The sequence below is a fragment of the Algisphaera agarilytica genome (genome assembly GCF_014207595.1).
Classification (GTDB): Bacteria; Planctomycetota; Phycisphaerae; order Phycisphaerales; family Phycisphaeraceae; genus Algisphaera; species Algisphaera agarilytica.
On sequence record NZ_JACHGY010000001.1, the window covers coordinates 2,768,576 to 2,795,237 of the forward strand.

A 26,662-nucleotide genomic window follows, 5' to 3' on the forward strand; every position below is an offset into this window, starting at 1 on the left:
CAAGCATGCCTGACCTACGTCATCAACGCCCAGCGCCACACGGCTCAACACTGCTATATTGCCCGCATGGCTAAGCCCAAGAAAGACAAACCCAAGAAAACGAACAAGCCCACCCTAGCCGAGCAGGCCGACAAATACGTCTGCTATCAGAAGTCGGTGCAGGAGCCCGAGCACGAGATCGTGTTCTTCGACAAGGCGTACAAAGACGCCTTCGGCAGCAAGAAGGCGGTCCACCTGCGCGAAGACTTCTGCGGCACGTTCGCGGTGTGCTGCGAGTGGGTCAAGAGCTCGCCCAAACGCACCGCGCTGGGCATCGACCTCGACCCCGAGCCGTTGCAATGGGGCAAGGACAACAACCTCGCCAAGCTCAACGACGAGCAGCAGAAACGGTTACGGTTGATCGAGCAGGACGTCCGCCAACGTAACCGGCCTCAGGCCGACATCCTCGCGGCGCAGAACTTCTCGTTCTGGCTGTTCAAGAGCCGGGAGGCGGTGATCGAGTACTTCAAGGTTGCCCGCAGCAACCTCGCGACCCAGGGTCTGATGGTCATGGACATGATGGGCGGCGGCGAGTGCCTCGAAGAAGACCACAAAGACGTCCGCACGATCGAGAAGGGCAAGAAGGGGTTCAAGTACATCTGGACCCAGGTCTCGCACAACCCGATCAACCACGACGCGACCTTCACCATCAGCTTCAAGTTCAAAGACGGCAGCAAGCTCGACCCCGCGTTCACCTACGAGTGGCGGTTCTGGAGCATCCCCGAGGTCATGGAGATGCTCAGGGAAGCGGGCTTCAGCGAAAGCCACGTCTACTGGGAAGTCACCGACGAGCACGGCGAAGAGACCGGCGAATGGCACCGCGCCACCGAAGCTCCGAGCGACCCGAGCTGGGTGTGCTACATCGTGGCGGTCAAATGATGAGGGTCAAATGATGAGGGTCATGGATTAGGCTCAGCCCGATCGAGCGGCGTTTTGAGCCTGGGTGAGACCGGCCGAGACGGGGCGTAACGCTCATCGTAGGCCGCGAACATCGCGTCGCGTTTCTCCGGCGAAAGTGGGATGTTGTCAAAGAAATGCTCGCGGTGCTCTGCCGGGTTTTCTGAGGCGATAGAGATCAGGTGGTACAGACCCAGTCGCTCCACGGGCGATTGCCCATCGATCTCCGGCAGCAAGCCGTGGAAGGACTCGGTGAGGTGCTCCCACGAGGCAAGACGGAAATCGATCGAACCGGGTTGTAAGCGCAGGTCGTGCTCGAAATCTCTGAGCGTACCCTCATGGAACTCAGACATGACGAGGTAGATGGCACCCAGGCGCGTCGCCTGGATTTCGTTGAGCGGCGGGTGGGGGTACTCGCCCCTGAAACGATCCGCCCGCCCCTCCTCGGCGTCGTAGCTGAGCCCTTTGACAAATGCCTCAGAACTGCCCGGGGCGAGCTGGTCCATCGCTTCGAGGCCGAGCAGATCAACGGTATAAGCGCCGTTCGCGCTGGTCTGTACCGGGCCAACCCACAAGGGAGCTTCGGAGCTCACCTCCAAGGCATCGAAAAATCCGAGGGTCCAGATGCCATTGATCGCGTTCGCGTCGTAGATGACGTTTTGGATCAACATGCGGTAGGGGGCCAGGGTGGTTTGCATGGCGTGGTTCTGCCCGGTTTCGGGGTGAACCGCGTAGGCACGGAGCTTCACGATCCATTCGTGATTGAATTCATGGATGCCCGATCTACTCAAGCCGCGGGTGACCGCGGGGTACAGCACGCGTTTCCGTGCTTCGACGTGGGCGAAGTCGGCCGCGTAACGCTGGATAAAGAAAACACCGACCCATTGTCCCAGGTCGTAAGACTCCACGATATACACGGCTCGTTCGGCGGTGGCGGCGAAATCAGGTTCGTGTACAACCGGGGGCTGGGGGAAGCTCACCTTGAAGCCCGCGGTGGTGCCGACGACGTCGTTGCCCTCGATTTGAGCCGGAAGCATTTTGTGGTTGGGGATCAGCTGTGACGCGACAGGAGCGGTTGTCCCCAGGCAGAAACTCAACACGATGAAGCAATACACACCGGAAAAACGCATGACGGAGAACTCCATGATTTGAGACGTGTTCCTTAGATTGTAGCCGATGGACGTCCCCGCCTACAGGCGATACGCTGACCGGTTCCATGCCCAAGATTCAATCCCCCAAAGGCACCCGCGACTTCTACCCCGCCGAGATGGCGTGGCACCAACATCTCATGGAGATGTGGCGGCGCGTCTCGATCCGCAACGGCTTCGAGCAGGTCGACGGCCCGATCTTCGAGACCCTGGACCTCTACAAGGTGAAGTCCGGCGAGGGCATCGTCAGTGAACTCTTCAGCTTCCGCCGCGAAAACGGCAAGACCGACTTTGCGATCCGCCCGGAGTTCACGCCGACGCTGGCGCGGATGGTCGCGCAGCAGGCCAACAGTTTGCCCAAGCCGATCAAGTGGTTCTGCACGCCGAACTTTTGCCGGGCCGAGCGTCCGCAGCGGGGACGGCTGCGCGAGTTCTGGCAGTGGAACGTGGACCTCTTGGGCCTCGACTCGCCCGCGGCGGACGCGGAGGTGATCTTTACGCTCGTGGACTTCCTCGCGGAATGCGGCCTCACGAAAGAACAGGTCAAGGTCAAGATCAGCCACCGCGACGTGGTCAGCGAGATCCTGGGCAAGCTCGGCGTCCCGGCCGACAAGCGGGTGGATGCGTTCAACCTGCTCGACGCGCGGGACAAGATGTCGCCCGAGGACTTCACCGAAGCCGCGGGCAACCTCGGCATGGACCCGTCGAAGGTGCAGCGCTTCGAGGAAGTCTGCCGACGCAAGTACCCGGCGGGCGATTTGGATCACCTGGCCCGCAGCCTCGCCATGGACCAGGCTCCCGCGGATCTGGCAGCACTTGACGAACAACTCGCCGCGTTCGGCATCGCCGAATGGTGCGAGTATGACCTGGGCATCGTGCGCGGCCTGGCGTACTACACCGGCACCGTCTTCGAGGTCCACGAGACCACCGGCGTCGAGCGTGCCGTCGCGGGCGGCGGCCGATACGACAAGCTCATCGAGCTCTTCGACGGCCCACCCACGCCCGCCATCGGCTTCGGCATGGGCGACGTCGTGCTCACCAATCTGCTGCACGACAAGGGCCTGATCCCCGATAACGTCATGCCCCGGCCCGACGCGTTCGTCTTCGCCGCGTCGGACGACGCATCGGCCAAGGTGTCGGGCATCACCGCCCAACTCCGCCGGGCGGGTTTACACGCGCGGATGAGCTACAAGACCACCCGCAACGTCGGCAAGCTCCTAAAGGACGCCCAAAAAGCCCGCGCCCGCTTCGCGGTGATCGTGGGCGACGGGATCGAGCTGAAGAATCTGGAGACCGGGGAGCAGTCGGCGGTCGAGCTCGGCGAACTGACGCAACGTCTCGGCGGTTGATGAGTCACGCTCATGTTCTCATTCAATTTCCGCGGACACATGTGAGCGGCGTCGCCCCCGAAGCCCGATCAGAATTCCGCCCGCCGAGATCAGCATCAGGCTGCCGGGTTCCGGGACGACTTGGCCGACCACGCTGAACTCCAGCTCGCCGAAGTTGATGTCCGGGTCGCTGCTCGCTCGGTTCTGGGTGAGCCCGAAGATGTTGTAGCTTCCGGGGCCGACGACGGTGTCGAACATGAACGTGTCTTGGTTGCCCGCGAAAAGATTCGCGGGGTTGACGGTCAGGCCGAAGGCTTCGAAGAGGATGTCGTCGGTGTCGGTGAGCCCGTCGGTCTCCCATCGGCCGATGATCGAGACTTCGGTGGCTTGGTCGAGTTGTAGGGTGACATCGAACCGCGATTCGCCCTCGGCATCCCCGCCGGTCATCGACGATCGGCCCTGTGACGGGTCGTTCACCACGGCCGAGCTGCTGAGCAGGCCCCGGATCGCAAACCCGCCGGGGTCGATCTGGATCAGCGAGTTCTGCGCCGCCCGGCCGATCACGATGCCATCGCCGATGGCGGCGTTGAGGTCCTGATCGAGCATCTGATTGAAGTCGGCCCCGTCGGCGAGGGGTGATTCGGAGATAAAGAAACCCGACCCGCCGCCGGTCTCGCTGATCGAGCCCGTGACCATAATTTCTCGGCTGTCGTTGGTGAGGGTGATTGCGGCGGAGGCCGAGGGAGCCGTAAGGTGGGGCAACACGGCTGCCACAGCGATCGGGAGGAGCTTTGAGGTGTGACGCATGATTTGAATCCTTGTGGGGGTGTGGGTTCACTTTGGATTCGCCGTCACGGGCCGAACTCTGCGCCGGGGGTGGATTTTCGGTTTCACGCGGGGGGGCGGGTCGAAACTGGAGGGAGTGCCGTGGTGTACCATGGCCGCGCGACAGCTTCGCAGCCGCGGGCTTTATGAAAGCCCGCCGATGCGGAGCTTCGGTGGGGCTTCAAACCTTGATAAACTTGAAGCATGCCACTTCCGGGTAAAGCATGGTTTCATGTCACAATCGGCACGTACGCCTCCTGGTTGCCGGGAGACACGCGTGGCTTCCGTACGCGCCATCACCGCATCCATTCGTCAGGCGATCACCGCCATCCGCCGCCTCAGGAAGAACATGCGGGGCTGCGTCGACGACACGCGGATCGTCAGGCAACGGTTATCCCGTCACACCTTCGGGAAACGGTGGGGCGGACCTTTGTGGATCACCTGCGTCGATTGAATCACCGGCTGCTGGTCATTTCAGTCAGCGGGATGCATGCCCACTTGCTGGTGGAGTTGCCCAAAGCGTTCGGCACGGCAGACCACGAGATCGGGCGGTGCAAGCAGGCGGTGGCGTTGCGTGTACGCGGACAAATCGACCAGAAGCTGTGGGCGAAGGGTTGTGGGGTGAAGCCGATTAGGGACGCGGGCCATCAACGCAATACGTTGGCGTATATCGAGCGGCATGGTCATGAAGGGGCTTGGGTGTGGTCGTTTCGGGGTGCGGTGGATCAGGACGGGGGAGGGGCCGCGCCGGAGCTTCGCACCGGCGGGCTTTCGGTTGGTGAAGGAGGTGCTTGAGTTATGGCTCAACGCCGATTCCACTACGAGCAGGCCTTCGAACACTACCTCCGGGCGAACGGGATCGCTTATGTCGCTGTGGACGAAGCCAAGCGCGCGTTGCACGGCAAGGACGGCATCGCGGGGGCGAAGAAGCTCAAGAGCTTCGACTTTGTGGTCTATTCCGAGTCGGATAGCAACCTGCTGATCGACGTGAAGGGACGCAAGCACTCGGGCAAGACCGGCAAGTCGCTACAGAACTGGGTGACACGCGATGACGTGTCGTGCATGAAGACGTGGTCGGGGATTTTTGGCGATGGATTCGAGCCCGCGTTCGCGTTTCTGTTTTGGTGCGATGCGCAGCCGCCCGATGCGCTATTCCTCGAGGTGTTTGAGTACAATGAGAAGTGGTATGCCGTGCTCGCGGTCCGGCTGAGCGATTATGAGAAGCACATGCGGGATCGCTCGGCCAAGTGGGACACGGTCAGCCTGCCCGCAGCGGCGTTCAATGAGGTGTCGGTCCAACTCAAGTCACTGCTGTAGCCGTGCTATCCGCGTTGGCAGAGCTCGTTGTTGGTCAGCAGCTCGGCTTGATCGGCGGCGTCACGGATCTGGGCGAGCACCGATTCGAGCGTGTCCCACTGATCAAACTCTTCGAGTTCCCAGCTGTGGCCCCAGAGGTGGAACACCCCGCCGTGGGTCAGGACGTGTTGGAGCAGGGCGCGGGCTTGCCGGGCCCAGTCTTGCCCGGCGGCGCGGCCGAGCTTGAGGTAGAGCAGCCCGTTGCTCAGCGCCCGGCGTTTGAGCAGGTTGCGGGCGATGCTCGAGGGCGACTGCGGCTGGGCCTGCAGCGTGGTGGGCATCTCGGTGAACGGGGCGTTGCCGCGCGGGCGCGGCGGGGCGGTGGACCACATCTCGACCGTGCGGTAGCTGGTGTAACCCGCCTCGCGGATCATCTCGACGTGCTGGGGTTTGAACCGGCCCTGGGGGAGGCAGAACATCGGGCAGTCGCGCCCGGTGGCGTCGGCGATGTACTTGCGTGAGTCGGCGATCTCGCTACGGGCGACGTCGTCAGGCACCGTGGTGACCACGGTGTGGTTCATCGTGTGGGCACCGACCTCAAAGCCGCGGTCGGCCAGTTGCCGGAGCTGATCCGCACTCAACACCGGCTTGCCGAGCAGGCGGTCGACGCGAGGGATGTAGAACGTCGCGGGGATGCGGTAGGTTTCGAGCAGGTCCGCTAGCCGCAGGTCTTCGAGGTGGCCGTCGTCCCAGCTCGTGGTGATGACGGCGCGTTTGGCGGAGGGGTTGGAGGCGGGCTCAACCCTCATCATGGGCCTCACGCGGGGTGGCGTGCGGGACGTGCATGACCTCGGGGTGGTGGCGGAAGACCCAGACCGAGGCCACGCCTAACCCGGTGATCGCCCAGAACCACACGCCGCCCATCGGCCCTTCGAAGTACACATCCACCGACGCGTTGAACGTCAACGCGGTCCAGTACGCGACCAGCAGCACAAAGAACATCGCCCAGTTGTTCTCCCTTCGCTGGCGGGCCTGGAGGTAGGCGCTGAGCATCATCCAGCACCAGGCGATCATGATCCCGCACCAGATGACAAAGCCCGGGACGCCGGTTCTGGCCAACACGTTGAGGTGGCCGTTGTGCGGGCTGCGGAGTGATTCGGTGTCGAGCCAGACCTGGAACCCGTCGTCGTTGGCGAGGTTGACGCCGAAGCCCTTGCCGGTCCAGAAGTATTCGCCGAAGAAGGTGTAGTCGTAGATCTTGTCCCACCAGTCGAGCCGCCAGGTCTTGGTGTCGTCGAGGTCGCCCGCGGCGTCGCCGGTATCGACGACGGTGACCACGTTGAGCAGGAGCTGCTGGGCGGAGAACTCGCGCTCGCGTCCGGGGACCTTGATGCTCAGGTCGCTGACCGCGGCGAGGGTGACGACGATGGTCATGACCACGACCAAGCGTGTGGCCCAGGCGCTCTTGGGCCGCATGAGAAACGCGATGCCGTAGGCCAGCGCGAAGGCGACCAATCCGCCCCGGCTGATCGCCCCGGTCACGCCCAGCAGCAGGCACAACAGCCCCATCCACATCAGCGACTTGCCGCGGAAGAGCCCGAGGATCGACAACGCCGCGATCCCGCCCAGGTGCACCGGCATGTCGCCGGGCTTGAGCATGATGATGCCGACCTGCGAGGCCCAAGGCCAGCTCGGCATGTTGTCGCCCAGGACCTGGTCGGCCAGCCACAGCGGCGGCATCGCCACGAGAAACACCTTGGCGAACACCTGGTACTTGCTCAGCAGCCAGGGCAGCAGCTTGGGCTGCGACATCACCACCGCCGCGGCCATCAACGCTGTGGTCATGTAGCCCAGCAGCATGAAGTCGCGGATCGCGTCGAGCTTCCATTGGCCGAGGTACGGCACCGTCCGCATCAGCCCCCAGCCCAGCAGCAACACGATCATGATCGAGATCGGCTGCGACAATGTCTCCCGCCAACGCGGCTGGATCAGGAAGGTCAACGCGCCCAAGGCCAGCGTGATCTCGGAGATAAACAGCGGGGGCAGGCCGATGTAGGCGAACCCCTTGCCGCCGATGGCCAGGCCCGAGAGCAGGATGCCGAACATGGCGAACCACCGCGCGCTCAGCCGCTGCGTGGTGGCTGGGGTCAGCACCGGCAGGGGACGCGTATTCGTGGTGGAGGTCGTGGACGGCATGGTCATGAGACGCTGGGTTCGGCCTGGAGCTTGTTCGAGTCGGTCGAAGTCTGGGGGTCTTGGGCGCGGCGGGGTTTGAAATGGGTCAGCAGCAGCATCGTCTGGGCGATGCCCTTGGCTCGGCCCATGCCCTTGGCCCGGTCGAGCCAGGCGGCACGCCAGCCACGCGGGATGAACGGCAGCAGGCCGTACGTCGGCACCGCCATGAGTTTCTGGGCTCTCCCATACATATCGTCGGTCAGCAGCACCTGCATCAGGCCAATGTACCGGCCCACCCAGCCTCGGCGTCGGCCCCGCAGCATCGACAGCTGGAACAATCGCTCTCGGTATTGCAGGTGGACCCGGGGGTCGAGCTGCGGCAGGTCCATGCCCAGACGCTTGAGCTGTTGGTTGGAGCCGGTGAGGGTGTTGTAGACCGAGCGCAACTGCTTCCGCATGCCAGCGCGGTCGGACGACCCGCTGCTCATGAGGTTGCCGCCGTGGATGCGGTAGCGGGCGAGCGGTCGGCGGATGACGTGGACCCGCGAGAGCAGCGGCCCGACAGTGAAGAGCAGGGTGTCGGCATTGCCGCGGTACAGCTTGGCGCTGAGCGGGAAGAAGTGCTGGGCGACCTCCATGTGGAACGCCAGGGCCGAAGTCGGCATGAAGCTCCACCGGCCACCGCGACGCAGCACTGTCGGGGCCAGCCATCCTTCTTCGAGTCGGCTCAGGAACGGGATGACCTGCAGCGGCTGGTTCGCCGTGTCGATTACCTGCAGCGGGTGTTGGATCATGCCGACGTTGGGCTTCTCTTCGAAGGTGTCGACGATCGTCTCCAGCTTGTCGGGCTCGAACATGTCGTCGGAGTCGAGCAGGCAGAGGATGTCGCCCCGGCAGCGCTCGAACGCGGTGTTCCACGCCCCGCCCTGGCCTTTGTTGTCCTGGCGGATCAGCGTGACCCGGGTGTCTTTGGCGACATAGCGTTGGATGACCTCGGCCGAGTCGTCGGTGGAGCCGTCGTCAACGACGATCAGTTCGAATCGGCCGTAGGTTTGTTCGAGCACGCTCCGGATCGCGTCGCCGACCATATGGCCGTAGTTGTGGTTGGCCATGATGACCGAGACCAACGGCTCCTGAGGCAGAGCGGGGAGCTCCAGGGGGCGGAGGTCGGTGCCCAGGTCTTCGGGGATCGGCGCGGCCGCTCGCAGGATGATGGACCCGCCCATCAGGCAGAGCGTCATCGCCTGAGCGATGTAGCTGGCGAGGATCGCGAGGATCGCGCCGGTCAGCCCCCAGACCAGGATCATCGGCAGGCCCAGCACGATGAGCACCGCGGACGAAGCCACGGACGCGAGGAACAGCCGGTCGGGGCGTTCCGCGGCTTTGAGTTGGGTGTGGAGCACGGCGTCGAGGCCCGCGATCACCGGGATCAATCCGATCAGCCAGGTCAGCGGTGCGTAGTCGACGTATTTGCCCGAGTACAGCAACGAGATGATGGGCTCACCCAGCAGCCCCAGCACCGGCCAGAACAGCAGCGGCAGCCCCATGGTCATCATCAGCATGATGCCCGAGATCTTGAAGAACCGCGGGGTGTGCTTGGCCCGCACCAGCATCGGCGTTACCAGCGTGGAGGCGGCCCAGCTGATCAGGATCAACGGCACCGAGAAGTTCATCAGCGCCTTAAGCGCACCGCCGGTCTCGAGGTCGGGCGAGGTCTTGGCTGCGATGCCGAGGATGACCGGCACCGCGATGTAGGGCAGTTGCTCGGGGATGTAGCGGGTGAGCCCGGTGAGCGTCGCCCACTTGCCGTAGCGCCAGTGGTCGCGGGTCGCCGGGCCGTAGCCGCTGAAGCGGAACACCGAACGCAGGTTGGGCCGGAGGTAGAGCAGGAGGTAGATGTTCGCCGCGAGGCTGGCGCCGAACATGGTCATGATCGCGGTGACGATGCTCAGGCTCTCGAGCATGCGCAGACACAGCAGCGAACCCACTATCAACACGAGGTAGATGATCCCGGCGATGGCAGCGGGGCGGGGGTTGGATTCGATGTAGCAGGCGTTGCGCGTCATCCACGGCAAGAGCTGGCTGCACTGCGTGAACGCGAGCAGGCACATCGCCAAACCCAGCAGCTTCTCGCCGGTGAACCCGACGAGCAGGCCGATGCCGCCGAGGATGAGGCCGCCGATGATCGTGACCAGCAGGTGCCCGCCGATCAGCCGGCCGAAATAGTCGGGGAGGTTGTCGCGGTACTTCTTGGCCCCGAAGACCATCATGGGCTCGGTGAGCAGGGCGGTGGTGAACACGCCGATGACCAGGAAGCTGGCGTAGGCCGTGGTGAACGCGCCGAAGTCGCGTTCGGTGAGCCAGCCCGCCAGGCCGACGGTGATGAGGAAGTTGGCCCCGGCGAAGAGGCCCTGGTCGAGCATCGCCCAGATGCCGCGGGTGGCCCACTGCCGACCGCCGCGCACCGACTCGTCCGAGCCCGCGGCTTCGGGCGCGACCTCTGCCCCATGGGCGATCGCCGGGGACGGCGAGGAGTCAGATGGTTCCGGGGCGTCCGGCGTCAACGACATGGTGAGTTCTTGACCTGGGCGGAGAAATGGTGAATCGCGGGATCAGCGCCCCAGGATCCATCGGCGGGTGAACAGTGCCACGAACACGCTGTTGGTCACAAGGTAACGTTTCCAGAGCCGACCCGGTTCGCGCGTCAATCGATACAGCCACTCCAGCCCGCGCTTCTGCATCCAGGCCGGGGCCTGCTTGACCGCACCGGCGTGGAAGTCGAACGCCGCGCCGACGCACATCTGCACGCCCCGCAACGCGGCGCGGTGCTCGGCGGCGAAGATTTCCTGACGCGGACAGCCGATCCCCAGGAAGATCACCCCCGCGCCGCTGGCGTTGATGCGCTTGATCGCCTTGATGTCTTCCTCTTCGGTGAGCGGGCGGAAGGGCGGCGACTCGGCCCCGACGATCTTGAGCTCGGGCATCTTCTCGATCAGGTTGTGGCAAAGCGTTTCGAGGACTTCGGGGCGGCCGCCGTAGACGTAGATGCCCACGCCCTCGGCGGCGCAGCGCTCGCAGGTCTTGAGCATGGTCGTGGGGCCGTAGACCCGCTCTTTGAGACCGGTTATGTGGAATTTGTTCAGGGCCCAGCGGATGGGCTGGCCGTCGCAGGCCACGATGTCGAAGTCGTTCATCCGGGCGCGGTGCTCGGGGTCTTGGACGGCGACGATCAGGCCGTGCACCGGCATGAAGTCGACGGTCGCACTGCGGCGGTCGTGGGCCCAGCCCATGATCTGATCGACGACGGGCTCGGGGCCCGCGGCGGTGACCTGCACGCCGAACAGGTCGCGTTTGGGCAGGTCGCCGGAGGGGGCCGCCACCGAGGTCAGGGCGTCGGCGGCTTGGGTGGGGGCTACGGTGGTCATGGATCAAAACCTGAGCGAACCGGTCACAAACGGGTGGCCTCTGGGTGTAGTCGAACCGCCGTCCTCAGCGTCGCGGATCGCGGGGCCGAGCATGGCGGTAGCAGGCGTCCTAAGTTTGCCCCAAAAACTCGTCTTGGGCTAACCCCAATTCACGAAAAGCACTGTTTTTTTAGCAGGCACCGCGTTGTTTGAGCACCGCCGGGACCGTGTGGAGCATGATCTTCAGGTCGTGCTGCGGGGTCCGCTTGCGCTTGTAGCGCAGGTCCATGCGGACCCAGTCGTTGAAGTTGACGGTGGAGCGTCCCCAGACCTGCCAGATGCAGGTGAGGCCGGGGGTGATGTCGAGCCGACGCTTCTGCCACGGCTCGCAGGCGTCGGACTCGTGCACGGGCAGCGGCCGCGGGCCCACGAGGGTCATGTCGCCCTTGAAGATGTTGACCAGCTGGGGCAGCTCGTCGAGGCTGGTCTTGCGGAGGAAGCCGCCGACGCGGGTGATGCGGGGGTCGGCCTTGATTTTGAAGGCCGGGCCGTCCTGCTCGTTGATCGCCAGCAGTTCGTTTCGCTTGGCCTCGGCGTCGTTGCACATGGTGCGGAACTTCCAGATGCCGAAGGGCTTGCCGCCCAGGCCCGAGCGTTTCTGCTTGAAGATGACCGGGCCGGGCGAGTCGACCTTGATCGCGATGCCGATGGCGATCATGGCGGGCCACAGCAGGAACAGGGCGGTTCCAGACACGGCCAGGTCCATGCCACGCTTCCAAACCGGCAGCCGACGCGCCATCAGCGGCCGCAGCTCGTGGGCCTCCGGGTCGGCCTGGAAGAAGCTCGACGCCAACGCAGGCTCTGTCGACGGCATGGATGAGCCGTTTTTGATTTGCTTGGCCTTGGAGGCCTGATCGAAGCGGTGCCCGCCGTCGTGCTGGTCGCGGTCGGATGGATCGTCTTCGCGGGGCGGGTCGTATTGATAAATGGCAAACGACGTGCGGATACCACGCTCGCGGAGCTGCTGCTGGACGATCTCGGCAAAGCGTCGACCGCCCTGAACCGGGGTGTCGGGCAGCACGGCGAAGCCGGTCTTCTTATCGAACCAGCCAATCTCGTCGGTGATCCGACCACGCTTCTGCATCAGGTGCACGATCGCGGCGGCGTCTTTGCGCTGGCTCGATTTGCCGTCGTAGCCGAGCAGCACCATCGACAGAGGCCGACCCGAACGATCGGCGCGGGTGCGTTCGCGTTCGAGGATACGGTTGAGGTGCTGGGCCCTCACCTGCAGTTCGCCCCCTCCGGGCAAACTGCCATCCTTCTTCGCTTTAAACTTCTTACCCCACCGCAACATCAATCAAATCCTCTCGCCCAAATCTCGCCTCAGCATTGCATCGATATTCTTTCGGAGCTGCACCATGCAGCGGTCAATGCAGTTCTTCCTCGTATCGCCGGTCTGCCCAGCGAACGAGTTCCCTCACTCTTGTTTTACTTACGATTGCTCTCTCTAACACTCCCGGCCCGGCATCCCCCGCCGGGTACACAACCTGTTGCAGGCTTCACCACCATAACAAAGGTGACATTAGATTCAATGGTGAAACTCCTGATATTTGTCTAGTCCATGCCACCTTATTGTTTAAATTGGGTTGTTTCGGTCTATTGGGTAAACCTCTTGCTGGAGCCATTGAATCCAGCCTTTAACGGGTTACTTGCCCGATTCTTTGAAACGCTTTGACTAACCGTTCCACGATCTCGTCTACATCCTCATCCGTCATCAGCGGGTGTAGCGGCAGGGTGACTTCCCGGGCCGAGACGTCTTCGGTGATGGGCAACGAGACCTCGCCGACGATGTTTCGGTAGTGGCTGAAGGTGTGCAGCGGCGGGTAGTGGTGCGTGGTCTGCACGCCCATCTCGGTCAGGGCTTCTCGCAGGGGCACCACGGCCGCGGCGTCGTCCAGCACCACAGGGAAGACGTGGTGGGCGCTGTCGTCCAGCCGATCCGCAAAGGGCAGGGTCAGGGGCAACGCGTCCTGCTCCGCCAGCTTTTGCCGGTAGCGGGCCACGCGTGCCTTGCGCTGGGCGTTGTTGGCGTCGAGCTTTCGCAGCTGGATCAGGCCCAGCGCCGCGGTGAGTTCGGTGCCGCGGTAGTTGAAGCCCAGTTGCACGACGTCGTAGCCGTGGGCCCGACCCGAGGCCTTGTCCCACGAGGTCTTGGTCATGCCGTGGGATCGGCCGAGGCGGACGAACTTGGCGACATCTTCGTCGCGGGTGACGACCATGCCGCCTTCGCCGGTGACCAGGTTCTTGTTGGCGAAGAAGCTGAAGCAGCCTGCGTGGCCGATCGTGCCGAGCTTCTGACCGCGGTAGGCCGAGCCCTCGGCACCGTGATAGCTGGCGCCGATGCCGTGGCAGGCGTCTTCGATGACCTTGATACCGTGCTTCTCGGCGAGCGGCATCAGGCGGTCCATGTCGACCGGGAATCCGGACATGTGCACCGCGACGACAGCCTTGGTCTTGGGGGTGATCTTGCGCTCGAGGTCGTCGACGTCGAGGTTCAGGTCGCCCGGCCCGTTGATCTCCACGAACACGGGCGTGGCCCCGCAATACAGGATCGCGTTGGCGCTGGCGACGAAGGTGTAGCTGGGCACCAGGACCTCGTCGCCCGCTTCGACACCGACAGCGAGCAGGGCCAGGTGCAACGCCGCGGTGCAGTTGGCTACGCCCACAGCGTGCGGGGCTTCGGGCAGGCTGCCCTGCATATGTGACGAGAACGCGGCCTCGAAGTCGGCCGTGCGCGGGCCGACACTCAGCCACTTGCTGCGGACGACCTCGGCGACGGCCTGGGCTTCCTCTTCGCCGAGGTCGCAGTCGGAAACGAGATACTTCTTTTCGGGTTCGGTGGTCATGGCGGGTATCCGCGGTGGCCCCGGGTCATTGACCTGGGGCAAAAGTTGTGGGGATCAGTTCTTGTACCGGCCGTCGGTCGGGTCGGGCCAGACGCCGTTTTGCAGGCAGTCGCGGACCTCGATGATGCCGGCGTCGATGTCCCAGTCGGGCTCGAAGCCGATCTTGTCTTTGACCTTGGCGAACTCCACGCGGTAACTGCGGGGGTCTTCGTTCTTGGTGACGAATTCGATCTCCGTGCCGGGCAGGTGCTTGGCCACGGATTCGCCCAGGGTCTGCTTCTGGGTGTTGTTGTGGTTGGCGCCGACGTTGAAGACTTCGCCGTCGACCGCTTCACGCGGGGCGGCGAGGACCATCCGCATGCACTTGGCGATGTCGTTGATGTGCACGAAAGGTCGCCAGAACTGCTCGCCGAAGATCACGACCTTGCCGTCCTTGTGCCCGGCGAGGGTGAAGTCGCTGACCAGCAGGTCGAAACGCATCCGCGCCGAGACGCCGAACGCGGTCGACAGACGCAGCACGGTGGGGATCAGCGTGTCGCTGGCGGCGGCGAGGGTGAGCTGTTCGGTCTCGACCTTGGTTTCGCTGTAGACGCTGATGGGGTTGAGGCGTCCGTCCTCGGCAACAGGCACGTCGGTGTCGGCGACGCCGTAGTTGCTGCAGGTCGAGGCGAAGATGAAGTGCTTGACGCCGTGCTTCTTGGCGGCGGCGAGCGCGTTTTCCGCGCCGCCCACGTTGGTCGCGCGGGTGTTGTCTGGGTCGCGGTTGCAGGCGGGCTCGCCGACGATCGACGCGAGCAGGATCACCGCGTTGTGCCCGGCGGTGGCGGCGTCGACTTCCTCGGCGTTGCGGATATCGCCCTTGACCAACTTGAAGTCGGGTCGACCCAGCCAGGGCATCATCGACTCGGCGCCGAACATCATCATGTCGAAGCAGGTGACCTCGTGCCCGTGGTTAAGCATCTCACGGACCACAGCCGAGCCGACATAGCCCGCGCCACCAAGAACCAAAACTTTCATCGATCAATACTCCAGGAAATTACGGCGCATCGGTGAGACGCCGTGCAAATTCAAAAAACGGTTAGGGAAAAGATTCAGGATTACTTCACCAGGCCACGGGCCTCGGCGGATTGCTCTTGGGGCACGGGCTGTTCTTCGGGCAGGAACTCGTGACGCAGCTCTTCAAACCGCTGGATGGCGCGGCCGTAGTCATCGGGGCGGCCGATGTCGAGCCATTCGTGATCCGACAGATAAACCTTCACGGTGCCCTGTCCGCTGACCAGGTTGTTGACGATGGTCGGCAGGTCCATGTAGTCATCCGCCTCGAAGGTTTCGAGCACGCTGCGGTTGAAGACGTAGACACCCATCGAGACGTCGTAGGGCAGGACGGGCTTCTCGCGGTAGCCGGTGACTTCGAGGCGGCCGTCGAACTCGATCACGCCCAGGTCGATCTTGGTGTTGGCCCGGTAGCAGGCGATGGTGAGGTCGGCGTTGGAACGCTGGTGCTGCTGGAAGAGCTGGTCGTACTTGAGCGTGGTCAGGACGTCGCCGTTCATCACGAGGAAACGCTCGGGCAGGTCGTCGATCAGCTTGAGCGGGCCGACGGTTCCCAGCGGCTTTTCTTCGCGGGAGTAATCGATGGTGATGCCCCACTTCGAGCCGTCGCCGAAGTAGGCCATGAGCAGCTCGGCGAGGTGGCCCACGGCGAGGGTGACGTGGGTGAAGCCGCTGGCCTTGAGCTGGCGGATCACGATCTCGAGGATGGGCATATCGCCCACGGGCACGAGCGGCTTGGGGAAGCTGATGGTGTAGGGCTCAAGTCGTCGGCCTTTGCCGCCGGCCAGGATGATGGCTCGCATGGATCTTTCTCGCTCTTGAGGGGGTGTGATACGTAGGTGATGGAAACGGGTTTAAACGACGGCTTGGGTTTGCCCCGATGCTGCGGTTTTAGCTTGGTGTTGCGGCGACTGTTTGAATTGCTCGCTGGCCTTGCGGTAAATCGACATCATGGTTTGGTAGTTGGTCTCGGCGGTGTAGAACTGCTCGTACGATTCCCGGGCCCCTTGCCGGAGGCGTTGGACCTGCTCGGGATCGTCCATCAGTTCGCGGATCACGCGGGCCAGGTCGTCGGCGTCGCCGTAGTTCACGTGACGCCCGTTGGCTCCGTCTTCGATGACACGGCCCATCGCGCCGATGTTCGACGCCACCACCGGCACGCCGTGGGCGAAGGCCTCGACGATCACGCGGGGGAAGCCTTCATAGTTCATGCTGGGCAGCACGAGGAACATCGCGTCGCCCAAGAGTTGGCCCAGTTGCGGAAAGCTGACCCAGTCGTAGTAGGTCACCGCGTCGTGGCGGTCATTGAGTGATTCGATCTGGGCTTGGAGCGGCCCCTTACCGACCACACGCAACGGGACGTTAGGGAGTTGATCCCAAGCTTTGACGAGCACCTCGATGCCCTTCTCCGGCGAGAGCCGACCGAGGTACATCGCGTATCCCCCGTTGCCAGACCCCATGCCGGGGTCGGCGGCGAGGAAGTTGGGCTTGTAGTGGATGCGGTCGGCGGGGTAGCCGCCCTCGATCATCTTGTCGCGGGTGAAGGTCGAGCAGGCGATGTAGGCATCGATCTGGTTTTCGTAGGTGCCCATGGTGCCGTGGATCGTGAGCATCGCGGCGACGGCGGCGCTGGCGGAGCGGCTGTCGCGGTAGCAGCCGTGCTGGATCGCCGGCCACTTGACCTTCTTGTCCAGGCATTTCTCACAGATCTGGTTGTCGCGGAAGAACGTCGCCTTGGGGCAGAGCAGGCGGTAGTTGTGCAGGGTCTGCACGGCCGGCACGCCCTCGGCCCGGACCGCGTGGTACGACGAGGGCGACATCAGCGGCAGGGTGTTGTGGAAGTGGGCGATGTCGGGCTTTTCGCGTCGGCACAGCTCGCGGAGCTCGCGGGCCGACTTACGGCTCCAGATCGTTCCGGCGGCCAGACGCACACGCGAGAGGTCTTCGACCGCGTCGTTGTGCAGGGTGTACTGGACAACTTCGTGGCCTTGACTCTCAAGCAACTCGCGCTCGTCGTTAACGACGCTGTCTTCGCCGCCAGCGAGTTGATACAGATTATGGCATTGCAGAATCTTCATTTTCCCCACCTGCCCGGCACCGACTCCGGTGGCTCGGGCCTGGACACCCTCTGGGCTATCCATCTGTATGTCCCGCGTTGTGGACAGACTAACTCCCTGCTCCGCTCGTTTTAGAGCGAATCCGTGCTTATGACTTTAATAACGCGGACTCATCCACCCGGAACGCGTTACAGGATGGCCGATGAGGCGGACTGAGCCGTACCTCAAAGGTAAGCGAAGCATACACCGGTAAGGGGCATACGCAACAACAAACCTAAAAAATAAGTTGCCTTAACTACCTGTTTTAGCAAAACCTTAAGGTGAGTTAAGGGGAAACGCTAGGGGTTTTTGTCGTTTCGTTCAACATTTGTTTGCGACTCAACTTGCTGACGAGCGCCCAAGGCAGCCAGGCGTGGAGCATCATCGCCGCGCCCAGGATCTCGATCGCCAGCAACCGCATCGGCCAGGCGGGCAGAACATCCAGCGGGGTTTTACGTCCGACCGCCACGTCGCCCAGGTAGCCGTAGTTCCAGCCGGGGTGGGCCAGGTTCAGCGGGACGACGATCGCCACATACGCCAGCGACACCACGCAGGCCCAGCCCCAATCCTTGAGGGTGGGGCGGTAGCCGCAGACCGCGACGTCGTAGACCGCGAACAGGATCACCCCGCCGTGGTTGATCCAGAACAGCCAGAACACCACCGACTCCGGGCCCTTCCACAGCGTAGGGGTGATGATCCCCCAGACCGCCAGACCCATCGCCCAGAAGTACACCGTCGTGCGGAGCAATCGGGCCTGGGTCAGCAGAGCGAGCGGGCCAAGCAGTCCTGCCAGGTCACAGATATGCAGCGGCCAGCTGTGAGCGGGTTTCCAATCGAAGGCAAACGCATAGACCATTTGAACCAGCCAAAAGAACAGGCCGGCCCAGGCCACAGCGCGTGTGACGCGGGTCGCGTCGCCCCGGCGTTTGGCCCGCAGCCCCAAACGGATCACGCCAAAGATCACCACCGCGCACACCGCGACCGTCGCCGCGTGCATCGGCGTAAACATCGCGAAGTTTTGGGCGAGTGTTGAACTCAAGCGGCGAGGCACCTTAAACGGGACAGACGTGATTCATCGGGCATGGTTAAACGTGCCACGAGATCACCCCTTGATCAAGACTTCTTTGCCACCTTTGTCTGCCGAGGCGTAGATCGCATCGAGCATCTGCTGGACCATCAGGCCGTGCTCGGCCGGGGCGAGCGACGGGGTGCCCTTGGTGATGTGGTCGACGAAGTTGCGGAGTTTCAGCCCGAAGTAGCCCGCGAATCCGCCTTCCTTCTCGGGGAGCCACGCAGGAGTGAGGTTCATCATGTGGCCGTTCTGGTCGGTGAAGACTTCCGAGGAGTCCCACTTCGCCCCGCCCTTGGTGCCCATGATCTGGAAGTCCATCTTGCCGCGGTGCTCGTGGTGGGCGGCGAAAGAGGATTCGAGGTGGATCACTGCGCCATTCTCGAAGCGGATGTGTCCCACCGCCAGGTCTTCCACGGTGTAGGTCTTGTGGTCCCAGCCGGCCCACGCCGAGGCGATCTTGTTCGAGGGCTTGTTGCCCAGGTACGTGTCGGTCATGCCCACGGCGGCGACGGGCTTGGGGCTGCCCATCGTGAAGTGGCACATCTCCAGCACGTGCACGCCGATGTCGATCAGCGGGCCGCCGCCCTGCAGCTCCTTTCGGCCGAACACGCCCCAGTTGGGGATGCCCCGGCGGCGCAGGGCCTGCACCCGGGCGAAACGGATGTCGCCAAACACCCCGTCGTCGCGCAGCCGGGTGAGGAACTCGGTCTTGGGGTCGAAGCGGTACTGGAACCCGATGACGAGTTTTTTCTTCGCCGCCTTGGCCGCGGCAATCATCCGCTTGCACTCGGCGGCGGTCATGCCCATCGGTTTTTCAACGATGACGTGGGCCCCGGCCTTGCTGGACGCTATGGCGTTGGGCGCGTGAAGGCCGTTCGGCGTGCAGATATTCACCGCGTCGGGCTGAACGGCCTTCAACATCTTCTTGAAGTCGGTGAACAGCGCATCGCCCGGGATGTCGTATTCCTCGCTGCGGGCCTCGAGCGTCTTCTTGCTGACGTCGGCGAGCGCAACGACTTGGACATTATCGAATTTCTGCAACGCATCGAGGTGCGCCTTGGCGATTCCGCCCGCGCCGATGAACGCCATGCGGATTTTTTTGGGGGTAGCGGAAGAGCGAGCCATGGGTGTAATCCTGAGTAGATCGGAAGAGCAGACAAAGCAGCCGCGAATTATCGGGACGTTGTCTGAACACCGCAAATCTCTTGTCGGTGGATCGACCACATGGCCGATCCACATCGAAGGCGATTTCGTGTTCGCCAATGGCTCGTCGCTCATCTCGCTCGGAATAAGACTCACCATGACCCAGACCCGCACCTCCTCGACCTCGGGCGCTTCGACTTCCTCCGAACCTGCAAACGCAAGTCCGCCGAACGCCACGTCGCGTTCGTGGATGATCGGAGCGCACGTGTTGTTGCTGGTGCTGGCTTCGGTGGTGGCCTGGGCGACGATGGGACGTGACCCGGGCAACGCCGCCGACGCGTCGGTCGCCACGGCGTTGCCGCACGAGCTGATCGAGTCGTCCGCATCGGAGCAAGGGGCCGAACTTCAAACGCCGCACACGGTGGCGACTTTGTCTCCCGCCAAACTCGATCAACCGAGCTTTACGCAAGTCGAAGAACCCGAGGTTGCGCAGCCCAAGGTTTCGCAGCCCGCGGTGGAGGTGAAAACAGCCCAACCCGCCGAGTCGTTCAAGCCCATGGTGGCGTTGCCCCAGCCCGATGCCGTGTATCCCCCCGTGATGCCCACCGATCCGAAAGACGATCCCTACTACGAGATCGGCGGCCTCTACGGCACGCCCGGCGCGACCCGTGTCGTCTACCTCATCGACGCGTCGGGCTCGCTCATCGATACCTTCCCCTTCATCCTTGAAGAACTGCAGCGTTCGATCCATCAGCTCCAGCCCGAGCAGTCGTTCGCAGTCATGTTCTTCGCGGGCAGCAAGGTCACTGAGGCCCCGCCGTACGGCATGAAGCGGGCGACCACCCGCGCGGTGCAGCACACCAGCCAATGGATCGACCCCGGCTCGGGACGCATCATCGCTTCGGGTCGGCCGAATGCCGACGCCGCGATCCGGCGAGCCCTGGCTTATCAACCCGATGCCATCATCCTGCTCAGCGACGGCCTGACCGGCGGCGGCGACAAGGCCCTGGCCACCCGTGCCCGCCTGCTCTCGCTGATCGAAACGGCCAACACCCGCGACGTGGTCTTTCACACCCTCCAGGTCCGCCGCCCCGACCCGCTCTCCACCCCGACCCGGCTAGGCACGTTGGAACTCATCGCGATGCAGTCCGGCGGCGTCCACCGTTACCTCGGCGAAGAAGACCTCCTGCCCGAGTGAGCCCCAGTCGGGGAGCCACACTCGCCGTTCCGGATGGCACATCGGTTAAGATGAGACTTTGCGGTGTCCGTACGCCGCGAACTGATCTGCATCCGATCGTGGGAACGCGTCTCTATGTTCTGGTTGGGTTTTGCTGAAAACTCGCCCCCCTCCGGGGAGGACCCGCCGGACGTCGGACCGAGCAAGTCGCTGTTCACCGATGCGGATGACGACGAGTTGCTGGACGCCTCGGACCTGGACGCGATCGACGAATCGATGCAGCGGGCCGGCGGAGTGAAGCCCGGGGCTCCAGCAGAAGATTACGAACCGGATGAAACTCCGCTCGACGAGCCGGAGGAAGACGACGCCATCGATCCCGCCGCCGCGGACGCTTCGATTGCTTTTGTCGAGGCGCACGGCGTCGACGGCCCGCCCCCGGCTGAGGACGAACCCGACAGCCCGATGGTCTGGTTGGTCCCCTGGGTGATCTCGCTCCTGGCCCACGCGGGCCTGGTGATCGTGGCGATCTTCGTGGTGTGGTCGGTGCAGAAGGTTCTCGATGACGAGCAGGTCGTGGTCCCGCTGGTCACGCTCAGCGACACACCCGGCACCCCGCTGGAAGTCGAGGTGGTGCAACGCGTCGAGACGCAGACGCCCACCGTCGCCGCGCCGCCCACGCCCGAGCCGACGCCGCTGGAACTGGACCTCGAGCTGGACCTGGAACTGCCCGGCCTGGGCGAGCCCGCCGCGGCCTCGGCCCCGTCGTTCGAGCTGAGCCTGAACGACGCCGCCGAGTTCGACACCAACTTCTTCGGCAGCGGCGGCAACGCGAAGAACATCGTCTTCGTTGTCGAGGCCGATGGTTCGATCATCAGTGACTATCCGCAGATTGTGAGCGAACTAGCGATCTCTCTCAGAGATATGAGCGAGAAGCAACGGTTTAGTGTGGTCGTTTTTGATGGGGACGGAACCAAAGAAGTGCCGCCCAGGGGGCTGAAGCGTGCAACCGCTGATGCAAAAGGCCAAACCATTAGCTGGCTGCGCGATACTAGCAATGTCAGAACCAGAGGGTCGGGGGATGTAACTGACGCGTTGAAGCGAGCGTTTAGAGTTAAGCCTGACTTGATCTTCTTGCTATCTCAAAATCTTTACAATCCGGGTCGTGGTGAGTTTGAAATCCAGCGTGATCTAATTATCGATGCAGTAACGAAAAATAGCCGTGGCATTGTTATCAATACCATTGAGTTCAACGATTTAGATCGTTTGGCATTTAAGAAAGATGGTAAAGGGGAATTTGTGACAGATGATGATGGTAATCGGATCAAGGTCCGAAAGACCCTTATGGAAGAGATCGCCCACATGACCGGTGGCGAATACCTTGCGGTGACCACCAATGTGCTACCCGATGAATAATCGAATAGGAAAACCGATGTCGATGCATCCCATGATTAAAACCGTTATGCCCGCCACCGCACTCGCGGTGTTGACGTTGGCCGTGAGCCCCGCTCGGGCGCAGGACGACCCCGCCCCCGCTGCTGAAGGCGGCGCGAGCTTCTTCCAGGCGTTCTTCTGGTCGGACGATCTGCTGGGCCTGGCGATCATTTGGCTGCTCATCATCGCGTCGTTCATCAGCCTCGGGCTGACGCTGGTGTTTGTGATGCGGTATCGCCGGGTGAACCTGCTGCCCGACGACACGCAGTCGGGCATCGAGAAGTTTCTCTCGGCCAAGCAGTACCGCGAAGCGATCGCCTTTGCGAACAACGACCCGAGCTACCTCGGCCGGATCACGGCTTCGGCGCTCAACGAGGCGGGCAACGGCTACGCCGCCATGGAACGCGCCCTGGAAGAGTCCGGCGACGCCGAGGCGACCCGCATCCTCCGGCCCATCGAGATCCTCAACGTCATGGGCAACATCGCCCCCATGCTCGGGCTGTTCGGCACGGTCTACGGCATGATCGTGGCCTTCCAGACGCTCGTGGATGCGGGCGGCGGGGCGGACCCGGTCGAGCTTGCCGCGGGTATCTCCACCGCGCTGGTCACGACGTTTTGGGGTTTGGTGGTGGCGATCCCCGCGTTGGCGTCGTACGCAGTGGTGCGGAACAAGATCGATGCGATCACGGCCGAGGGTTTGGTGCAGGCCGAGCAGTTGATCAAGCCCTTCCGCCCGTCGCGGAAGAAGCGTTCTTCTTCGGATAAATGAATTGTTCGTTTAGCCTGCGATCGCAGATCGCCGTTCTCCCCGGCACGCGGGTCTGCGATCCGCCGCTAAACCAAGTGTTCGTATCGGAAACACCAGCATGTCGAAAGTGGTCCAACGCGGCGCAGTTGCCCCGAGCATGAACATCACGCCGTTGATCGACGTGGTGTTTCTGTTGATCATTTTTTTCATGCTCGTGAACAACATCGTCTCGGAAGAAACCGTCGACATGGTGTTGCCCGAGCTCGAAGACCCGCAGACGCGCGAGTTGGGTGATGTGGATCGGATCGTGATCAACGTGGCGCCCGAGCCGTTCACCCGTCAGGGCCGGGCCGAGTTCCCGTTGAGCCACACCGGGACCGCGAGCTACATCAAGATCGGCACGGGCTCGAACTCCCGCTTCGAGATCACTGACATCCCCGGGATCACCGAGAAGCTCAAGCAGGTCAAGGCCCAGCGGCCGGAGGTCGAAGCGCTGCTGCGGGCCGACGGGGCGATCTACTACGACGTGATGGAGCCGGTGATGGATGCGCTCAGCACCGCCGGGATCGAGACCGTGAACCTGGTGGCCTACATGCCCAGCGACTGAATCGATGGCTGACCCGCACCCCGTCCAACCCGACAGCCCCCACGAGGCGACCGTGCACCACCGCTCGACGCGGCAGCGCCGCGGGCGACGCCCCGCGATGGTCGGCGAGCTCAACCTCACGTCGATGATCGACGTCATCTTCCAACTGCTGATCTTCTTCGTTGTGACCGCCAACTTCATGATCGACGAGGGTGTGCTCAGTGCGAAGCTGCCGCAGGGGGCCGGCTCGCCCACGGCGTCGGATGAATTGCCCCGGGAGAAGATCACCATCCGCCTGATGTCGGACCCCAGCGACGATGCGCTGGTGAGCATCGAACGCGGCCCGGTGGGCAGCCCGATACGCTACGCCAGTTTCGGCGAACTCGCGGCGGACCTCGACCGTCTGAGATATGACCCCGACGGATCGCGCCTCGACGGGATCTACGAGCCCGACAACCCGGTGTTGATCGAGCCCCAAGGCACGGTGCGTTGGCAGCACGTGGTCAACGCGTTCAACGCCGCGATCTCGGCCAAGTACACCAATGTGAGTTTTGCACGGTCGAATCAGCCGTGAGTGCGCAACGCACCCCCAAGAGCCGGAGGACTGGCCGAATGAAAGCATGGATGACACGACGCGGGGCCGCGATGCTTTGCGGGCTTCTTTTGGTGCTGGCGAGCCCCGGTGCTTATGCCCAAGCAGGTCCGTCTCTGGCGGACCCGGCCGTGCAGAAGTTCCTGACCTACCTCGAAAGCACCGGCGAATTCGACGGCACCGCCTCAACCGTTCTCAAGCAGATCGACACGCTCCGTGCAGCGGCCCGCGACTCCAAACTTTCTGGGCAGGAACGGCTGACCCAGTTCAACGAAGCACGCAAACTCCTGCGCGGGCTCATCGACAACCCCGAGATGGAGAAGCACCCGCTGCGTCCGGTCTGGCGGACCGAGCTCGCGGAGATGTTGCTGGTGACCCACCTCCAGGGGTTCCGCCGATCCGCGCCCGGCTTTGTGGAGTTCGGCGTGCCGACCGCCAACCAACGCAAAGCCTTTGAACAGGATGTGCCCATCGCGTTGGCGATGCTGATCCAGGCCAGCCAGGAGTTCCGTGATCTTGAAGCGCGTCTTGATCGTGATACCGCGCTGCGTGAGCAGATCGAAACCTCGCTGTTGAACTCACTGGTTTTCGATCAGTACCGCGACCAGAAAAACGCGTGGTTTGCGGCGAACGCGGCCTATTTTGCGACGCTGCTGGGGGACGAGCATTCGTTCTTCCTGGGCGGAAATATGACGGCCGACAAGAAACGGGCGGAGATGCGTGGCGTGGCGATGTCGATGCTCCGGCCGTTTCTCGACGGCGACATCGGCGGCGACGCATTGCAGGCCCGTGCCCAGTCGCTGGCCGGGCGTGTCTTGCTGAGTGGGGGCGAGGCGGACCGGGCCGAGGCGGAATACCTCGCCCCGGCAGTGGCGAATCCGGCGTGGAATTCCGACCGTTTGGCGGCCTCGATCGCGCGGGCCAGCGCCATCGAACAGCAGGGCAAGCCCGACGTGGCGGAGGTCCGGTTGGCCGAGTTGTCCAAACGCTCGGCGGTCCGCGAACGGCTCGACGATCGACTCCTGGTCGCCGACGCCTTGCACCTGCTTCGGCTCCGCAAAGCGGAACAAGCGCAGGACGCTGAGCGGGACGCGTTGATCACGCAGGCGTACGCCGCCTATTTCGAGTTGCTGAATGACCCGGCCCTGGGCAACGGTGCGTCGGCGCTGCGGAACCTCATCTACGATCGCTGGGCGTCGTCGATCCCCGCGGAGGCCGATGCGCAGACGATTCAGTCGTTGCCCGGCGCGGTGCGTGTGGCGGTGGCTGATATTTCACGCCGAAGAGGTCTGCTGTGGTTGCAGCGCGGCGAGGAAGAGGCGGGGCGGACATCGCTGCAACGCGCGATCGATTTCGCACAGACCGTGGACGACCGGGACGCCGTGGGTGACGAGGTCTGGGCCGACGGCCGTTACAACCTGGCCTACGCCACCTACGCGCTGAACCCCAAGAAGCTGAGCAGTCTTCTGTCGGCGGCAGAGGTTTCGACATCGGTGGCCGAGCAGACGCCGACCCTGCCGGTGGCGACCGACGCGATCGATCTGGCGACCCGGCTGCTCGAATCGTTGCACCGCAATTACGCCGACCAGCCCGGCGTGACGCCGGCGTTCGAGCGGGCGATGGGCGTGCTCTACGACTCGGGCCACTTCGACACCACCAAGCCCGCCGACGATCGACTGGTGTACTACGCCTACGCGATGTTCCAGTCGCGGGGCGACTACGAACAAGCGGCCGAGCTTTACAACCAGCAGCTGCGGACCCACCCGAACTACCTCCAAGCCCAGGCCCAGCGGGTTTCGGCGTTGACGCAGTGGTACGAGCAGACCCGAGAAGGCTCCAAGCGCAACCGAATCGAGTCGGACCTGCTCGATGCGGCCCGTCGGGTGTCGGCGCAGGCCCGGCCGGTGCTGGCTGATCCGGCGCAGTCGGCTAAGGCGGACGGCGCCGCGCGTACACTGGCTAACGCCAAGCTGGCCGAGGCGCAGGTGCTCGCGACACGCGGCGATCTCGACGGAGCACTCGAAAGCATCGCCGGTTTTGAATCGGAGTTTGCCGACCGCCCCGGACTGGCTCAGCTCGGGCTGGAGCGGCGCATCTTGCTGCTGGTCGAGGCCGACCGTCTGGACCAGGCGCAGGAAGCGGCGGGGACGATGATGGGGCGGTACCCCGACGCCGCGGCGGGCGTGATCAACAACGTGCTCAACGACATGGAACGCCAGATCGAGCAGCTCGGCGACGAGTCGCCCGACTCGGCCAAGCTCGCCGAGGCGGCCGCGGCGATGGCGAAGCTGCTCGCGGACTGGGCGCAGGGCCAGGGATATGAGGCGAGGCAGATGCTGCCGTATCGCTTGGTGGTGCTCAAGTCGTTGCGTATCGCGAACCGCCCGGACGAGGCGTTGGCTTATCTACGTGACACGAACCTCGAAGCCGAGTTCGGCAACAACGTGGATGTGCTGTTCGAAAAAGCCCGTGCTCTGGTGAGCAAGGGCGACCCCGCTTCGCTGCGCGAGGCGACGCCCATCCTCAACCGCATCATCGGCGGGCTGACCGAGCCGTACCCCGACACCTACTGGCGGTCGTGGATCGCCCGGCTGGAGGTCAACCTCAAGCTCGGCGAGCGTGTCGCCGACGTCCCCCGACGCGTGCGCCAACTCGAACAGACCCACCCCGAGCTCGGGGGCGAGCCGTTCAAGAGCCAGCTCAAGGAACTGGCCATCGAGGCCCAGCGGCGGGGGCTGTAGCCCCG

Annotated in this window: 23 protein-coding genes; 10 read left to right on the forward strand and 13 right to left on the reverse strand. The window is 63.6% G+C overall.

From position 1 onward, the window contains the following. Window positions 1-66: 66 nt before the first annotated feature. The gene (locus HNQ40_RS11930) at window positions 67-918 is read left to right on the forward strand and encodes a class I SAM-dependent methyltransferase (RefSeq protein ID WP_184678056.1); all 852 of its coding nucleotides are present in this window, start codon (window positions 67-69) and stop codon (window positions 916-918) included. A gap of 20 nt (window positions 919-938) precedes the next feature. On the opposite strand, the gene HNQ40_RS11935 is transcribed toward HNQ40_RS11930, so the two are convergent. Continuing rightward, window positions 939-2,066 (reverse strand): hypothetical protein, encoded by a 1,128-nt coding sequence (locus HNQ40_RS11935; protein ID WP_184678057.1) that lies wholly within the window; start codon window positions 2,064-2,066, stop codon window positions 939-941. Between the two features lie 86 nt (window positions 2,067-2,152). Between HNQ40_RS11935 and hisS the strand changes: the two genes are divergently transcribed. Beyond that, a complete protein-coding gene (gene hisS, locus HNQ40_RS11940; protein ID WP_184678058.1) occupies window positions 2,153-3,433 on the forward strand; it encodes a histidine--tRNA ligase in 1,281 nt (426 codons plus the stop codon). Window positions 3,434-3,451: 18 nt separating this feature from the next. Here the strand turns inward: hisS and HNQ40_RS11945 are convergent, their stop codons facing one another. After that, window positions 3,452-4,219, reverse strand: coding sequence for a PEP-CTERM sorting domain-containing protein (locus HNQ40_RS11945; RefSeq protein ID WP_184678059.1), 768 nt, complete (start codon window positions 4,217-4,219; stop codon window positions 3,452-3,454). A gap of 222 nt (window positions 4,220-4,441) precedes the next feature. Here HNQ40_RS11945 and HNQ40_RS11950 point away from each other — a divergent pair, with 222 nt between their 5' ends. Next, window positions 4,442-5,032 carry a transposase gene (locus HNQ40_RS11950; RefSeq protein ID WP_184678060.1) on the forward strand — a complete coding sequence of 197 codons (591 nt, stop codon included), beginning with the start codon at window positions 4,442-4,444 and terminating at the stop codon, window positions 5,030-5,032. 3 nt (window positions 5,033-5,035) lie between these two features. Then, the gene (locus tag HNQ40_RS11955) at window positions 5,036-5,554 is read left to right on the forward strand and encodes an HYExAFE family protein (protein ID WP_184678061.1); all 519 of its coding nucleotides are present in this window, start codon (window positions 5,036-5,038) and stop codon (window positions 5,552-5,554) included. Between the two features lie 5 nt (window positions 5,555-5,559). Here the strand turns inward: HNQ40_RS11955 and HNQ40_RS11960 are convergent, their stop codons facing one another. From HNQ40_RS11960 to HNQ40_RS12010, 11 genes are all read right to left on the reverse strand, one after another. Further along, window positions 5,560-6,345 carry a polysaccharide deacetylase family protein gene (locus tag HNQ40_RS11960; protein WP_221435509.1) on the reverse strand — a complete coding sequence of 262 codons (786 nt, stop codon included), beginning with the start codon at window positions 6,343-6,345 and terminating at the stop codon, window positions 5,560-5,562. Beyond that, on the reverse strand, window positions 6,332-7,735 hold the full coding sequence (locus HNQ40_RS11965; RefSeq protein ID WP_184678063.1) for an O-antigen ligase family protein: 1,404 nt from the start codon (window positions 7,733-7,735) through the stop codon (window positions 6,332-6,334). Before HNQ40_RS11965 ends, HNQ40_RS11960 begins: the two co-directional genes overlap by 14 nt. After that, window positions 7,732-10,278: a glycosyltransferase gene (locus HNQ40_RS11970; RefSeq protein WP_184678064.1), complete on the reverse strand. Its 2,547-nt coding sequence runs from the start codon at window positions 10,276-10,278 to the stop codon at window positions 7,732-7,734. Before HNQ40_RS11970 ends, HNQ40_RS11965 begins: the two co-directional genes overlap by 4 nt. A 42-nt stretch (window positions 10,279-10,320) precedes the next feature. Then, window positions 10,321-11,133 carry a WecB/TagA/CpsF family glycosyltransferase gene (locus HNQ40_RS11975; protein WP_184678065.1) on the reverse strand — a complete coding sequence of 271 codons (813 nt, stop codon included), beginning with the start codon at window positions 11,131-11,133 and terminating at the stop codon, window positions 10,321-10,323. Window positions 11,134-11,302: 169 nt separating this feature from the next. Continuing rightward, on the reverse strand, window positions 11,303-12,421 hold the full coding sequence (locus HNQ40_RS18630) for a sugar transferase (RefSeq protein ID WP_315852776.1): 1,119 nt from the start codon (window positions 12,419-12,421) through the stop codon (window positions 11,303-11,305). Between the two features lie 388 nt (window positions 12,422-12,809). Continuing rightward, window positions 12,810-14,018, reverse strand: coding sequence for a DegT/DnrJ/EryC1/StrS family aminotransferase (locus HNQ40_RS11985; protein ID WP_184678066.1), 1,209 nt, complete (start codon window positions 14,016-14,018; stop codon window positions 12,810-12,812). A gap of 54 nt (window positions 14,019-14,072) precedes the next feature. Then, window positions 14,073-15,035: an NAD-dependent epimerase/dehydratase family protein gene (locus tag HNQ40_RS11990; RefSeq protein ID WP_184678067.1), complete on the reverse strand. Its 963-nt coding sequence runs from the start codon at window positions 15,033-15,035 to the stop codon at window positions 14,073-14,075. An 80-nt stretch (window positions 15,036-15,115) separates the two neighbouring features. Beyond that, entirely contained in the window at window positions 15,116-15,874 is a 759-nt protein-coding gene (locus HNQ40_RS11995; RefSeq protein WP_184678068.1) for a sugar phosphate nucleotidyltransferase, read from the reverse strand. Between the two features lie 51 nt (window positions 15,875-15,925). Then, complete coding sequence (locus tag HNQ40_RS12000; RefSeq protein ID WP_184678069.1) at window positions 15,926-17,149, reverse strand: glycosyltransferase; 1,224 nt, start codon at window positions 17,147-17,149, stop codon at window positions 15,926-15,928. Window positions 17,150-17,453: 304 nt separating this feature from the next. Continuing rightward, a complete protein-coding gene (locus tag HNQ40_RS12005) occupies window positions 17,454-18,206 on the reverse strand; it encodes a YwaF family protein (protein ID WP_184678070.1) in 753 nt (250 codons plus the stop codon). A 63-nt stretch (window positions 18,207-18,269) separates the two neighbouring features. Continuing rightward, entirely contained in the window at window positions 18,270-19,364 is a 1,095-nt protein-coding gene (locus HNQ40_RS12010; RefSeq protein WP_184678071.1) for a Gfo/Idh/MocA family protein, read from the reverse strand. A gap of 175 nt (window positions 19,365-19,539) precedes the next feature. Here HNQ40_RS12010 and HNQ40_RS12015 point away from each other — a divergent pair, with 175 nt between their 5' ends. From HNQ40_RS12015 to HNQ40_RS12040, 6 genes are all read left to right on the forward strand, one after another. Further along, window positions 19,540-20,580: a hypothetical protein gene (locus HNQ40_RS12015; protein WP_184678072.1), complete on the forward strand. Its 1,041-nt coding sequence runs from the start codon at window positions 19,540-19,542 to the stop codon at window positions 20,578-20,580. Window positions 20,581-20,643: 63 nt separating this feature from the next. Further along, on the forward strand, window positions 20,644-21,972 hold the full coding sequence (locus HNQ40_RS12020; protein ID WP_184678073.1) for a hypothetical protein: 1,329 nt from the start codon (window positions 20,644-20,646) through the stop codon (window positions 21,970-21,972). A 46-nt stretch (window positions 21,973-22,018) separates the two neighbouring features. After that, window positions 22,019-22,759: a MotA/TolQ/ExbB proton channel family protein gene (locus HNQ40_RS12025; RefSeq protein ID WP_184678074.1), complete on the forward strand. Its 741-nt coding sequence runs from the start codon at window positions 22,019-22,021 to the stop codon at window positions 22,757-22,759. A gap of 97 nt (window positions 22,760-22,856) precedes the next feature. Continuing rightward, window positions 22,857-23,345 (forward strand): ExbD/TolR family protein, encoded by a 489-nt coding sequence (locus HNQ40_RS12030; protein ID WP_184678075.1) that lies wholly within the window; start codon window positions 22,857-22,859, stop codon window positions 23,343-23,345. A 4-nt stretch (window positions 23,346-23,349) separates the two neighbouring features. Continuing rightward, window positions 23,350-23,898: an ExbD/TolR family protein gene (locus HNQ40_RS12035; protein WP_184678076.1), complete on the forward strand. Its 549-nt coding sequence runs from the start codon at window positions 23,350-23,352 to the stop codon at window positions 23,896-23,898. Between the two features lie 38 nt (window positions 23,899-23,936). Continuing rightward, the gene (locus HNQ40_RS12040) at window positions 23,937-26,657 is read left to right on the forward strand and encodes a hypothetical protein (RefSeq protein WP_184678077.1); all 2,721 of its coding nucleotides are present in this window, start codon (window positions 23,937-23,939) and stop codon (window positions 26,655-26,657) included. The last annotated feature ends 5 nt before the right edge of the window (window positions 26,658-26,662 follow it).